Here is an 11,816-nt window from a genome sequence, read left to right as displayed (position 1 = left end):
TTAATACCCTGATGACTAAAGCGCGTAAAAGGCTTTTCCTGAAATCTACGAGGTTGCTCTGAATATCAACCCATGTCGGGCATTAAAAACTATTCCATCTGACTCAGCTCACCACATTAATTGGCTCGCCCTGAATAAAGGCCGCGATATTGGCCATCACGCCAGCCACCAGATTCTCCACGCCGCTGCGACTTGCCCAGGCGATGTGCGGTGTCAGCAGCAGAGTTGGCAGATCCGCCAGCAGCGGATTATCCGGAGCGGGCGGCTCGCTGCTCAGCACATCCAGCGCCGCACCACCAATCAGCCCCTGCTTTAACGCGGCAGCAAGATCGGCTTCGTTAATCAGTCCGCCACGTGCCGTGTTTATCAGCAGCGCCTGTGGCTTCATTTTATCCAGCGCCTCGCGATCAATCATCTGGCGGGTGCTGTCACTCAGCGGGCAGTGCAGCGAAATGATGTCGCTGGTCGCCAGCATCTGCTCAAAGCTGATATAACCGTCACGCACCCTTTCACTGCCTTTTCGCTCGGCGTACTGCACCTGCATTCCCAGCGCCTGGGCCAGCCTGCCGACCGCCTGGCCGATGTCGCCTTTGCCCGCGATGCCCAGCGTGGCACCGCCAATATCCCCTATCGGCTGATGATGCACACAGAAGTGCTTAGCCTGGGGCCAGTCGATGCGGGTATTGCTGGCATAAGCCATCAGTTGACGGCGCAGGGCAAAAATCGCGGCTATCACCGCCTCTGAAACGCTCTGAGTTGAATAGCCTGGAACATTACTGACCACGATGCCGCGTGCGCGGCAGGCATCAAGATCGATACAGTCATAGCCCGTCGCTGCGACACAGATAAAACGCAGTTCAGGCAGTTGTTGCAGTGTGTCAGCCCGCAACGGCACCTTATTGGTGATAGCGACCGTTGCGCCCGCCAGCGAAGACACAATGTCTTCAGCCGGAGTCTGCGCGCGCATCTCCCAGTCAGCCTGCTGTTGACCGGTCGGCAGGGGTACCGGCAGCGTGTCACCATCCAGCATTACAATTTTCATTTTTTATTCCTTCATCAGGTTTGGTTAAACCGCAGGCGAATGATTAATGTTATTTGTATGTGCACCGCGAGTAACAACTAAGTTAAATGATGCTGAAATTAAAGTGAAAATGTTCAAAGAGTGCGAATTTTTTCGGAACAAATGCCACTTTATTTAACTCTTTTATTCCCTTCGCGTTACACTGCCGCCCTGAATTCTGACCTCATACGACCGTTGAAATCATGCCGGGATCTTCACTCAGACAACGATTCACCGCCGGTATTGCGATACTGGCCGTGCTGCTGTTGTTTGTTGCACCGATGATCTCAAAGAATCTCGCTGAACATCATGCCAGGATGCAAGGCGCTTCGATCATGAGCGCAGAGATGCCGATGATGGATCATCACAGCGAGATGTCGATGGCTGATCACGGGATGATGATGGGCCCGGGCTTTGCCTGTGGCTACTGCGATCTGCTGGTGCATGTTCCGCTGATGCTCTGGGTTTTTATCCCGTTTATCTGGTGGATGTGCCTGATCAGCCGCGCCCCGCCGCCAGCGGCTATCAATCCACCCCAATGGCAACGGCTGTTGCGTCTTCATCGACCGCGCGCGCCACCCTTTATCTCGTCACACTCACTGCTTACTAATCCGATTGCGTGACAACGTCACCTGATCGTCTTTGTCTTTTGAAAAGTGTGGAATGCTATGTCCTCTTCTCAGGAAATGTCCCCTGCACCGCGCGGCACGGTGTTTAATCTCTTTCGCCGCCTGCATTTTTATATCGGCCTGTTTATTGCGCCGTTTATTTTTGTTGCGGCACTCACCGGCACGCTCTACGTTCTGACGCCGCAACTGGAACAGGCTATCTACCATGATGCCCTGACCACCGACGCCCAGGGTGAGGCCCAACCGTTGTCCGCCCAGATTGCCGCTGCGCGAGCCCGTGCCGGTGAATCAGCACGCATTTACGCTGTGCGTCCGGCACCCGGCCCGCAGGATACGACCCGCGTGCAGTTTGCCGAGCCACAGCTTGGCCCATCGGAATCACGATCGCTGTTTATTGATCCCTACACCCTGCAGGTGAAAGGCGATATGACGGTGTATGGCACCAGCGGTGTGTTGCCGCTGCGCATGTGGCTGGATCAGCTGCATCGCGGCCTGTTGCTGGGTGATTTTGGCCGAAACTACAGTGAACTGGCAGCCTCCTGGCTGTGGGTCGCCGCGCTGGGTGGGATTGTCTTATGGTCCGGCACCCGGCCGCCGCGCACCCGCAGTAAAGGACGGAGCGGCTTCGCGGCAACCCGTCACTGGCATGTCACGCTGGGGCTGCTGCTGACAATCGGACTGGTGTTCTTTTCAGTAACCGGACTGACCTGGTCACAGTGGGCGGGCAATAATATTGAAAAGATGCGCAGCGACTTTGGCTGGAAAACGCCGCAGGTCAATACTGCACTGAACGGTAACGCGCCCGCTGAAGCCGCCGATCCCCATGCTGACCATCGCGGCGCGATGGAAGGGATGACGATGTCCGGAATGACCATGCCAGCGAAAACCGCTGCGCCGGTGATTCTCAATCAGCCGAATGCCAGCTGGGATCAGGCGCTGGCAGCGGCGCGTCAGGCCGGACTGCACGCAGCGAAACTGGAACTACGCCAGCCTAAGAACGCTGAACAGGCGTGGACGGTTTCGGAGATTGACCGCAGCTGGCCAAGCCAGGTCGATGCGGTTTCAATTAACCCGACTGATTTTAGCGTGGTCGACCGCGTTGAGTTCGCCAGCTTCCCGCTGGTGGCGAAACTGACCCGCTGGGGCGTGGATGCGCATATGGGCGTGCTGTTTGGCCTGCCTAATCAGCTGATTCTGGCGCTGTCTGGCTTTGGACTCTGCACAATGATTGTGCTGGGCTACCGCATGTGGTGGATTCGTCGCCCGGCTGTTCCGCAGCTCAACCCCTCGCAGACGCTGTTATCCGCCTGGCTGGCGCTGCCGCGCTATGCGCAGGGCACCAGTCTGATAGTGATGCTGGCGCTGGGATATGCCCTGCCCGTTATGGGTATCAGCCTGCTGGTGCTGGTGCTGCTGGATATTCAGCGCTGGCGCAGCGCACAGCGCGCCGCGGTCGTTCGCGTGGATGTCGCCCCGGACAAGCAGTCGCCGCTGGCCATCGTCCAGTCGCGTTTTGCCGGGAAGCGCAAAGAGATGCGCTATTTTCTGCGCAGCGTGACGGTGCTGGCGCTGATTGTCATTACGGTGATGGCGAATGCGATGATTGGCGGAGTGATTGATCAGTATCAGATCCCCTTCAGTCACTGGTCGCTGACCATGTATATCACCCAGGCGATGATGATCCTGCTCTACTCCACGGTCTTTACCGGGCTATTGTCGATTCCACTCTGGTATTTCTTCCTCGGTGAGAGCGACGAACAGGGCAAGTAAGCTGGCAAGACGCCGAACACTCTGTTATTCAAAATAACTGACGAAGCCGGGCAAAACTCCCGGCTTCTCATTCTCCGCCTGAGGTCTATGATCGTTGTTATGAGTCACTTTATTTGAGAGCAAATCATGAACATTGTGCGAGCTAATCCTGAACAACTGTTTGAGTACGGTCCTTTTACCGTCCGTCGCCAGCGTCCTGGCGAGGCGTTAAGCCCGCTGGTCAGTGTTGATCTGATGTCGCTAAAACTCGATGCCCGGATTCCGATGCAGCAGCATCAGGATGAAGAAGTTTTCACCTACCTGTGGCGTGGTTCGATGCAGCATCAGGACAGTAATGGCGAACGTACCCAGCTCTCTGCAAAACGCGTGATGGTGGTGAACGCGGGTGATGGCGTTCAATACGAAGAGTCGGTGCCGTTATATGAAGCGGAGCTGTTACAGGCGGTTATCCGGCCTGCACAGCAGGGCGGTGAAGCGATGACCCAGGTGCTGGAGCGCGATCAGGGCATTATGACCAATGGCTGGACCGAACTGGCCGGGCCGGAAGAGTCTGATGCGCCGCTGGAACTGCGCCAGGAAGTCTACATCTTCGACACACTGCTTGAGCGCAACCATACGCTGGACGTGCCGTCGATGCCGGGCTTTGTCGCTTATCTCACCGTGCTTGAAGGGATTATTCGCGTCGGCGATCTGCGACTGAGTCGCGGTGATGCCGTCAGCGGGCTGGATTCCAGCATTGAGATCGTGGGCGATCGGGATGCCAATCTGGTCTGCTTCCTGATAAAGCCCGATAATTTTGCATAAAAAAGCGCGGGAACTTCCCGCGCTCATCTCTTGCTTTAAGCAGATTAAAGCGTGCTACGTTGCTGCATCGCCTGAACCCGTTTATAGGCATGATCGAACTGACGTACATCATCGCGCAGCCAGTGGCGTTGCGTCAGCGGAGCATCATCCAGCGCCTGCGGCAGCGGCACACCCGCCAGCGATCCCCGGCAGCAAAAGGCGCGCGCCAGCGTTGGGGTGGCAATGCCGATATAACGGGCAAATTCAGGTAATGTCATCAATGCTGTACTCATTTCCCACCTCCTGTAAACACAATCTCCCCTGCATTTTCAGGCCAAATCCTGAATGCTTTTATTGATCTGAAACATAGATGTGGTACTAATCTTCTGCCTGCTAATGAGAGCGTTCACCGCGTCTGACGCAAACCGAGAAAGAAGTGAGGAACCCGTGCGCCATTATGGATTGATGATTGCCCTGCTGTTTTCCGGCTTTGCCACCGCCCACACCCTGACCCCTGGTCAGCCTGTACCACCTGTCTTCGTTGCCGATAAAGGCGAAATGGTGCTGAATCAGGGCGACATAAATTATCAGCGCTGGAACAGTCAGACTCTGACCGGAAAAGTGCGTCTGGTGATTCATGTGGCGGGTCGTCTCTCAGCGAAGGATCAGAGTGCACGATTAATCGAAGCCATTCAGCAGGCCAGCCTGCCGCGTGACCGTTTTCAGACCACCACCATCGTGAATACTGACGATGCGCTGCCTGGCAGTGCCATTTTTGTGGTGCGCAGCATCGCTTCCAGTAAAAAAGCGGCACCGTGGCAGCAATTCATTATCGACAGCAGTGGCGTAACCGCGCACAGCTGGCATCTTAAGCCGGAAAGCGCGTCCGTGGTGGTGATTGATCCGGCAGGCATTGTGCGCTTTGCTAAAGATGGCGCATTATCTGCGGAGGATGTCGCCAGCGTGATGAAACAGCTGCGCGCATTACTGGATTAATTCACGCATAATGTCCGTCCGGCTATCGCCGCAAAACGCGGAAGGCTGCTGAATTCTCCGACATTTTTATTATCGTGAACTACTCTTAGTTGTAATGGATTAACCCGCCGTTCTTTGAAAACCTGCCAACTATGCTATGGCAGTCGGGGACGATTATTGAAGATGGCATCGAATCATTCGACCTGCTGTGACTTCCTCTGTAGATAAGGACAGCCATGATGACGGTCTGTGCAGAACAACACGTCAATTTCATACACAGCGATGCAGCCAGCCTGTTGAACGACATTGAGCAACGGCTTGATCAGCTTTTACCGGTTGAAAGCGAACGTGACTTAGTGGGCGCTGCCATGCGCGACGGTGCGCTGGCACCAGGAAAGCGTATCCGTCCACTGCTGTTGTTGCTGGCAGCGCGCGATCTGGGCTGCAACGCCACGCCTGCCGGCCTGCTCGATCTCGCCTGCGCGGTAGAGATGGTGCATGCCGCATCACTGATTCTGGATGACATGCCCTGCATGGATGATGCGCAACTGCGTCGCGGACGTCCGACCATTCATTGCCAGTATGGTGAACATGTCGCGATTCTGGCCGCGGTGGCCCTGCTGAGTAAGGCATTCGGCGTGGTCGCTGCGGCAGAAGGCTTAACGGCAACCGCCAGAGCCGACGCTGTCGCAGAGTTATCCCATGCAGTCGGCATGCAGGGGCTGGTACAGGGGCAGTTTAAGGATCTCTCCGAAGGTGACAAGCCACGCAGTGCTGACGCCATTCTGATGACCAATCACTATAAAACCAGCACCCTGTTCTGCGCCTCCATGCAGATGGCCTCTATCGTGGCTGAAGCCTCAGGTGAAGCCCGCGAACAGCTGCATCGTTTTTCGCTTAATCTTGGTCAGGCTTTCCAGCTACTGGACGATCTCACTGACGGCATGGCCGACACCGGTAAAGATGCCCATCAGGATGAGGGGAAATCAACGCTGGTGAATCTGCTGGGACCACAGGCGGTTGAAACGCGACTGCGCGATCATCTGCGCTGCGCCAGCGAGCATCTGTTATCGGCCTGCCGGGACGGTTATGCCACACACCATTTTGTTCAGGCCTGGTTTGAGAAAAAACTCGCTGCCGTCAGTTAAGGATGCTGCATGAGCCACTTTGCGGTCATTGCACCGCCCTTCTATAGCCATGTGCAGGCGCTTCAGCACCTTAGCCAGGCCTTAATCGCACGCGGACACCAGATCACTTTCATCCAGCAGACGGACGTTAGCGCGCTACTCACCGATAGCCGGATCGGCTTTTTCCCGCTGGGTTTAGCCTCGCATCCGGCGGGCAGTCTGGCACACACCCTGCAACTGGCGGCGCATCCTCTCGGCCCCTCAATGCTGAAACTGATCAATGAGATGGCCCGCAGCACCGATATGCTCTGTCGTGAACTGCCCGTGGTGCTGAGCACCCTGGCGATTGATGGCGTGATCGTCGATCAGATGGAGCCTGCCGGTGCACTGGCGGCAGAAGCGCTGAACCTGCCTTATGTTTCGGTTGCCTGTGCGCTGCCACTTAACCGTGAAGCGGATTTCCCGCTGGCCGTGATGCCGTTTGACTATGCCAGGACCGATCAGGCACGGGAACGCTATCGCACCAGTGAAAAAATCTATGACTGGCTGATGCGACGTCACGATCGGGTGATCGCCCGCAACGCTCATGCGATGGGATTAGCGCCACGGGAAAAACTGCATCACTGTTTTTCACCGCTGGCGCAGATCAGCCAGCTGATTCCGGAACTGGATTTTCCCCGCCAGGCGTTGCCCGATCATTTCCATTCGGTTGGCCCGCTGCGTACCACTGAACCGGCACCCGCCGCGTCGCAGCCTCGCTACTTCCCGCATGATGACAAACCGCGCATTTTTGCTTCCCTCGGCACGCTGCAGGGACATCGCTACGGCCTGTTTAAAACCATCGTCCGCGCCTGCCAGGAGATCGATGCTCAGTTATTGCTGGCGCATTGCGGTCGGTTGTCACCTTTCCAGGCGGAGAAACTGGCGCAGGCCAGCCATGTTCAGGTGGTCGATTTTGCCGACCAGGCAGCTGCACTGGCTCAGGCCGATCTTGCCATTACGCACGGCGGCATGAATACGGTGCTGGATGGGATTAACCACCTGACGCCGCTGCTGACGATCCCGCTGGCCTTTGATCAGCCGGGTGTGGCTGCCAGAGTGGTCTGGCACGGTATCGGACGTCGCGCCTCACGCTTCTCCACCAGCCACTCCATGGCGCGTCAGCTCCAGACCTTACTGGCTGATGAAAGCTACGTTCAGCAGATGAAAACGCTGCGTAGCGCACTTCGTCAGGCGGGCGGAACCCCCCTGGCGGCGGACATTGTCGAACAGGCGATGCTGACCCGCCAGCCGGTGCTCACCAGGAGAGACTATGCCGCGGTATGATCTGATTCTGGTGGGTGCGGGACTGGCCAACGGGCTGATCGCCCTGCGCCTGAGACAGCAGCGGCCCTCCCTGCGCATTCTGCTGATTGACGCCGAACGTGAACCGGGTGCCAATCACACCTGGTCGTTTCATGCGGAAGATCTCACCGAAACGCAGCATCGCTGGATCGCTCCGCTGGTAGTACATCACTGGTCCGGTTATGAGGTCCGCTTTCCCCAACGCAGTCGCAGTCTGAACAGTGGCTATTTTTGCGTGACTGCGGAGCGCTTCGCGCAGGTCATCCGCGACAGGTTTGCGCCGGATCTGCTGCTGAATACCCGGGTTGCGAGCATCGCTTCACGCGCGGTCACGCTGGACGATGGCCGGGTGCTGGAGAGTGATGCAGTGATTGATGGCCGTGGCTACCAGCCCGATGCCGCGCTGCGCATGGGCTTCCAGTCGTTTGTCGGACAGGAGTGGCAGCTCAGCGAGCCACATGGCCTGACTGCGCCAATCATCATGGATGCCACGGTAGATCAGCAGGCAGGCTATCGCTTTGTCTACAGCCTGCCCTTTTCTGCAGACACCCTGCTGATTGAAGATACCCACTACATTGATAACGCCACGCTGGAAGGCGATCGCGCCCGTCAGAATATCCGCGACTATGCCGCGCAGCAGGGGTGGCAATTAGACCGCCTGCTACGCGAAGAGCAAGGCGCGTTACCCATTACGCTGACTGGCGACGTGGCCGCCTTCTGGCAGAACCGCGATTTGCCCTGCAGCGGTTTGCGTGCCGGGTTATTCCATCCGACTACCGGCTATTCTCTGCCGCTGGCGGTCGCGCTGGCTGACCGGCTGGCGCAGATGCAGACGTTTACCTCTGAGACCCTGCACGCCACCATTCAGCAATTCGCCAGTCAGGCCTGGCAGCAACAGCGCTTCTTCCGCATGCTGAACCGTATGCTGTTTCTGGCGGGTCCGGCTGACCAGCGCTGGCAGGTTATGCAACGTTTTTACGGCCTTCCCGAAGGTCTGATCGCCCGTTTTTATGCGGGAAAACTCACTTTGCCTGATCGGCTGCGCATCTTAAGCGGCAAGCCCCCGGTCCCCGTTCTGGCGGCGTTACAGGCTATTATGACTCCTCACCGTCAACAGGCGATGCAATGAATAGAACTACAGTAATTGGCGCAGGCTTTGGTGGTCTGGCTCTGGCAATTCGCCTTCAGGCGTCAGGCGTTCCCACCCGACTGCTGGAGCAGCGTGACAAGCCTGGCGGCCGGGCTTATGTCTATCAGGATCAGGGCTTCACGTTTGATGCCGGCCCCACGGTAATCACCGATCCCAGCGCCATTGAAGAGCTGTTCACCCTGGCGGGTAAAAAGCTCTCTGACTATGTCGAGCTGATGCCGGTGAAGCCGTTTTATCGCCTCTGCTGGGAGTCCGGCAAGGTGTTCAGTTATGACAACGATCAGCCCGCGCTGGAAGCGCAGATTGCCGCGTTTAATCCGCGTGACGTTGAAGGATATCGTCGCTTTCTGGCCTATTCCCGAGCGGTGTTTGCTGAAGGCTATCTGAAACTTGGCACCGTGCCGTTTCTGTCATTCCGCGATATGCTGCGGGCCGCGCCTCAGCTGGCAAAACTTCAGGCGTGGCGCAGCGTTTACAGCAAAGTGGCGAGCTACATTGAAGATGAGCATCTGCGTCAGGCCTTCTCTTTCCACTCACTGCTGGTGGGCGGAAATCCGTTTGCCACTTCCTCAATCTATACCCTGATTCATGCGCTGGAACGTGAATGGGGCGTCTGGTTCCCACGCGGTGGCACGGGCGCGCTGGTGCAGGGCATGGTGAAACTGTTTGAAGATCTGGGCGGCGAAGTGGAGCTCAATGCCAGCGTTGCCCGGCTGGAGACCCAGGAAAACAGGATTACCGCGGTGCACCTGAAAGATGGCCGGGTCTTCCCGACCCGCGCGGTTGCCTCCAACGCAGATGTGGTTCACACCTACCGCGAACTGCTGAGCCAGCACCCCGCTTCGCAGGCGCAGGGACGGTCACTGCAGAACAAACGCATGAGCAACTCGCTGTTTGTGATCTATTTTGGCCTGAATCATCATCACGATCAGCTGGCGCACCACACGGTCTGCTTTGGTCCGCGCTATCGTGAGTTGATTGATGAAATCTTTAACAAAGATGGCCTGGCAGAGGACTTCTCGCTCTATCTGCATGCGCCCTGCGTGACCGATCCCTCACTGGCACCGGAAGGCTGCGGCAGCTACTACGTGCTGGCGCCGGTACCGCACCTCGGCACCGCCGATATCGACTGGGCCGTTGAAGGTCCGCGCCTGTGCGATCGCATTTTCGACTATCTGGAACAGCATTACATGCCGGGCCTGCGTAGCCAGTTGGTCACGCATCGCATCTTCACGCCGTTTGATTTCCGCGATGAGCTGAATGCGTATCAGGGCTCGGCCTTCTCAGTGGAACCGATCCTGACGCAAAGCGCCTGGTTCCGGCCTCACAACCGCGATAAAAATATTAATAATCTCTATCTGGTCGGTGCAGGTACCCATCCTGGCGCGGGTATTCCAGGGGTGATTGGCTCGGCCAAGGCTACCGCAGGATTGATGCTGGAGGATCTGGCTTGAATAGTCCGTCACTGCTTGATCATGCCGTAGACACCATGGAGGTGGGATCGAAAAGCTTTGCCACCGCGTCAAAACTGTTTGATGCCAAAACCCGACGCAGCGTGCTGATGCTCTACGCCTGGTGCCGTCACTGTGATGATGTGATTGACGATCAGGTACTGGGATTCAGCAACGATACGCCATCGCTGCAATCTGCCGAACAGCGCCTGGCGCAGCTGGAGATGAAAACGCGTCAGGCCTATGCCGGATCCCAGATGCATGAGCCCGCCTTTGCGGCCTTTCAGGAGGTGGCAATGGCACACGATATTCTGCCTGCTTACGCTTTTGATCATCTGGCGGGCTTTGCGATGGACGTGCATGAGACACGCTATCAGACGCTGGATGATACGCTGCGTTACTGTTACCACGTTGCGGGCGTGGTTGGCCTGATGATGGCGCAGATTATGGGCGTACGCGACAACGCCACGCTGGATCGCGCCTGCGATCTCGGTCTGGCGTTTCAGCTGACCAATATTGCGCGCGATATCGTTGAAGATGCTGAAGCGGGACGCTGCTATCTGCCCGCTACGTGGCTGGCTGAAGAGGGGCTGACTCGAGAGAATCTGGCCGAACCGCAAAATCGCCAGGCATTAAGCCGCGTCGCCCGTCGGCTGGTGGAAACGGCGGAGCCCTATTATCGATCGGCGTCGGCTGGCCTGCCGGGTTTACCGCTGCGTTCAGCGTGGGCGATTGCTACCGCGCAGCAGGTCTATCGTAAAATCGGTATGAAGGTGGTTAAGGCGGGTTCACAGGCGTGGGATCAACGCCAGTCCACCAGCACGCCAGAGAAACTGGCATTGCTGGTGGGGGCATCGGGTCAGGCGGTTACTTCCCGGGTGGCGCGTCACGCTCCACGCTCCGCTGATCTCTGGCAGCGCCCCGTTTAACGCCATGACGTTCTCGCAGCGTCGCCTGCAGTTTTGACAGCGGCGGCGCGTAAAGAAAGCCAAACGAGACACAGCCCTCTTTGCCTCGTACCGCATGATGCATGCGGTGCGCCATATAAAGCCTGCGTAAATAACCCCGGCGCGGAACATAGCGGAATGGCCAGCGCTGGTGCACCAGGCCATCATGCACAATAAAATAGAGCAGGCCGTAGAGCGTCATACCCGCCCCGATCCACTGCAACGGCCAGACACCCGTGCTGCCCAGATAAATGAGCAAAATCGACAGAGCGGCGAACACTACAGCATAGAGGTCGTTAACCTCAAACCAGCCTTTATGCGGTTCATGATGTGACAGATGCCAGCCCCAACCCCAGCCATGCATTATGTATCTGTGCGCCAGTGCAGCCGTTATCTCCATTCCGATAACAGTGACCAGAACAATCAGGGCATTCCAAATCCACAACATAGTTTCTCCCGAACATGCATCCTGCAAAGTGGCGCAGAGGTTCAATTTTAACAGAGATTGGGGAAAACAGCGGGTCGGGTTGTGCCGGTTTTAACGATAGCTGCAGGAGATGGCACGGATAATGATTGTGTC

General features: G+C 57.1%; 12 protein-coding genes. 9 read left to right on the top strand and 3 right to left on the bottom strand.

The features are described 5' to 3' along the window. Positions 1-103 precede the first annotated feature (103 nt). Positions 104-1,042 (bottom strand): D-2-hydroxyacid dehydrogenase, encoded by a 939-nt coding sequence (locus LC417_RS11765; protein ID WP_061703405.1) that lies wholly within the window; start codon positions 1,040-1,042, stop codon positions 104-106. A gap of 221 nt (positions 1,043-1,263) precedes the next feature. On the opposite strand from LC417_RS11765, the gene LC417_RS11760 reads away from it, so the two are divergent. From LC417_RS11760 to LC417_RS11750, 3 genes are all read left to right on the top strand, one after another. After that, entirely contained in the window at positions 1,264-1,683 is a 420-nt protein-coding gene (locus LC417_RS11760; protein WP_033786872.1) for a DUF2946 domain-containing protein, read from the top strand. Between the two features lie 45 nt (positions 1,684-1,728). Continuing rightward, positions 1,729-3,459: a DUF2534 family protein gene (locus tag LC417_RS11755; RefSeq protein WP_050679415.1), complete on the top strand. Its 1,731-nt coding sequence runs from the start codon at positions 1,729-1,731 to the stop codon at positions 3,457-3,459. Between the two features lie 126 nt (positions 3,460-3,585). Next, positions 3,586-4,263, top strand: a complete 678-nt coding sequence (locus LC417_RS11750) for a pirin family protein (protein WP_010670732.1) — start codon at positions 3,586-3,588, stop codon at positions 4,261-4,263. Between the two features lie 44 nt (positions 4,264-4,307). Here LC417_RS11750 and LC417_RS11745 read toward each other — a convergent pair whose 3' ends face one another. Further along, positions 4,308-4,535: a hypothetical protein gene (locus LC417_RS11745; protein ID WP_010247439.1), complete on the bottom strand. Its 228-nt coding sequence runs from the start codon at positions 4,533-4,535 to the stop codon at positions 4,308-4,310. A gap of 172 nt (positions 4,536-4,707) precedes the next feature. Between LC417_RS11745 and LC417_RS11740 the strand changes: the two genes are divergently transcribed. The 6 genes from LC417_RS11740 to crtB all read left to right on the top strand — a co-directional run bounded on the left by LC417_RS11740 (position 4,708) and on the right by crtB (position 11,218). After that, complete coding sequence (locus LC417_RS11740; protein ID WP_061703404.1) at positions 4,708-5,238, top strand: YtfJ family protein; 531 nt, start codon at positions 4,708-4,710, stop codon at positions 5,236-5,238. A gap of 218 nt (positions 5,239-5,456) precedes the next feature. Then, positions 5,457-6,365, top strand: coding sequence for a polyprenyl synthetase family protein (locus LC417_RS11735; protein WP_223566037.1), 909 nt, complete (start codon positions 5,457-5,459; stop codon positions 6,363-6,365). Between the two features lie 9 nt (positions 6,366-6,374). Then, positions 6,375-7,670 (top strand): glycosyltransferase, encoded by a 1,296-nt coding sequence (locus tag LC417_RS11730; RefSeq protein ID WP_223565877.1) that lies wholly within the window; start codon positions 6,375-6,377, stop codon positions 7,668-7,670. Further along, positions 7,657-8,817: a lycopene beta-cyclase CrtY gene (gene crtY, locus LC417_RS11725; RefSeq protein ID WP_154210281.1), complete on the top strand. Its 1,161-nt coding sequence runs from the start codon at positions 7,657-7,659 to the stop codon at positions 8,815-8,817. The genes LC417_RS11730 and crtY overlap by 14 nt, the downstream gene beginning before the upstream one ends. Further along, positions 8,814-10,292 carry a phytoene desaturase gene (locus tag LC417_RS11720; RefSeq protein ID WP_124890518.1) on the top strand — a complete coding sequence of 493 codons (1,479 nt, stop codon included), beginning with the start codon at positions 8,814-8,816 and terminating at the stop codon, positions 10,290-10,292. Before crtY ends, LC417_RS11720 begins: the two co-directional genes overlap by 4 nt. After that, positions 10,289-11,218 carry a 15-cis-phytoene synthase CrtB gene (crtB, locus tag LC417_RS11715; protein ID WP_163763371.1) on the top strand — a complete coding sequence of 310 codons (930 nt, stop codon included), beginning with the start codon at positions 10,289-10,291 and terminating at the stop codon, positions 11,216-11,218. Before LC417_RS11720 ends, crtB begins: the two co-directional genes overlap by 4 nt. On the opposite strand, the gene LC417_RS11710 is transcribed toward crtB, so the two are convergent. After that, a complete protein-coding gene (locus LC417_RS11710) occupies positions 11,157-11,684 on the bottom strand; it encodes a sterol desaturase family protein (RefSeq protein ID WP_010247467.1) in 528 nt (175 codons plus the stop codon). The two genes, crtB and LC417_RS11710, sit on opposite strands and share 62 nt — an antisense overlap. Between the last annotated feature and the right edge of the window lie 132 nt (positions 11,685-11,816).

The sequence above is a fragment of the Pantoea sp. OVA07A genome (assembly GCF_019969975.1).
GTDB classification, from domain to species: domain Bacteria; phylum Pseudomonadota; class Gammaproteobacteria; order Enterobacterales; family Enterobacteriaceae; genus Pantoea; species Pantoea agglomerans.
The sequence above is the reverse complement of the archived record's forward strand: the minus strand, read 5'-3'. Positions and strand labels throughout refer to the sequence as shown.

Coding starts and splice junctions, on each gene's coding strand:
- LC417_RS11720 (WP_124890518.1), top strand. CDS start 8,814: ATGAATAGAACTACAGTAATTGGCGCAGGCTTTGGTGGTCTGGCTCTG.
- LC417_RS11760 (WP_033786872.1), top strand. CDS start 1,264: ATGCCGGGATCTTCACTCAGACAACGATTCACCGCCGGTATTGCGATA.
- LC417_RS11755 (WP_050679415.1), top strand. CDS start 1,729: ATGTCCTCTTCTCAGGAAATGTCCCCTGCACCGCGCGGCACGGTGTTT.
- LC417_RS11735 (WP_223566037.1), top strand. CDS start 5,457: ATGACGGTCTGTGCAGAACAACACGTCAATTTCATACACAGCGATGCA.
- LC417_RS11730 (WP_223565877.1), top strand. CDS start 6,375: ATGAGCCACTTTGCGGTCATTGCACCGCCCTTCTATAGCCATGTGCAG.
- LC417_RS11740 (WP_061703404.1), top strand. CDS start 4,708: ATGATTGCCCTGCTGTTTTCCGGCTTTGCCACCGCCCACACCCTGACC.
- LC417_RS11710 (WP_010247467.1), bottom strand. CDS start 11,684: ATGTTGTGGATTTGGAATGCCCTGATTGTTCTGGTCACTGTTATCGGA.
- crtY (WP_154210281.1), top strand. CDS start 7,657: ATGCCGCGGTATGATCTGATTCTGGTGGGTGCGGGACTGGCCAACGGG.
- LC417_RS11765 (WP_061703405.1), bottom strand. CDS start 1,042: ATGAAAATTGTAATGCTGGATGGTGACACGCTGCCGGTACCCCTGCCG.
- LC417_RS11745 (WP_010247439.1), bottom strand. CDS start 4,535: ATGAGTACAGCATTGATGACATTACCTGAATTTGCCCGTTATATCGGC.
- LC417_RS11750 (WP_010670732.1), top strand. CDS start 3,586: ATGAACATTGTGCGAGCTAATCCTGAACAACTGTTTGAGTACGGTCCT.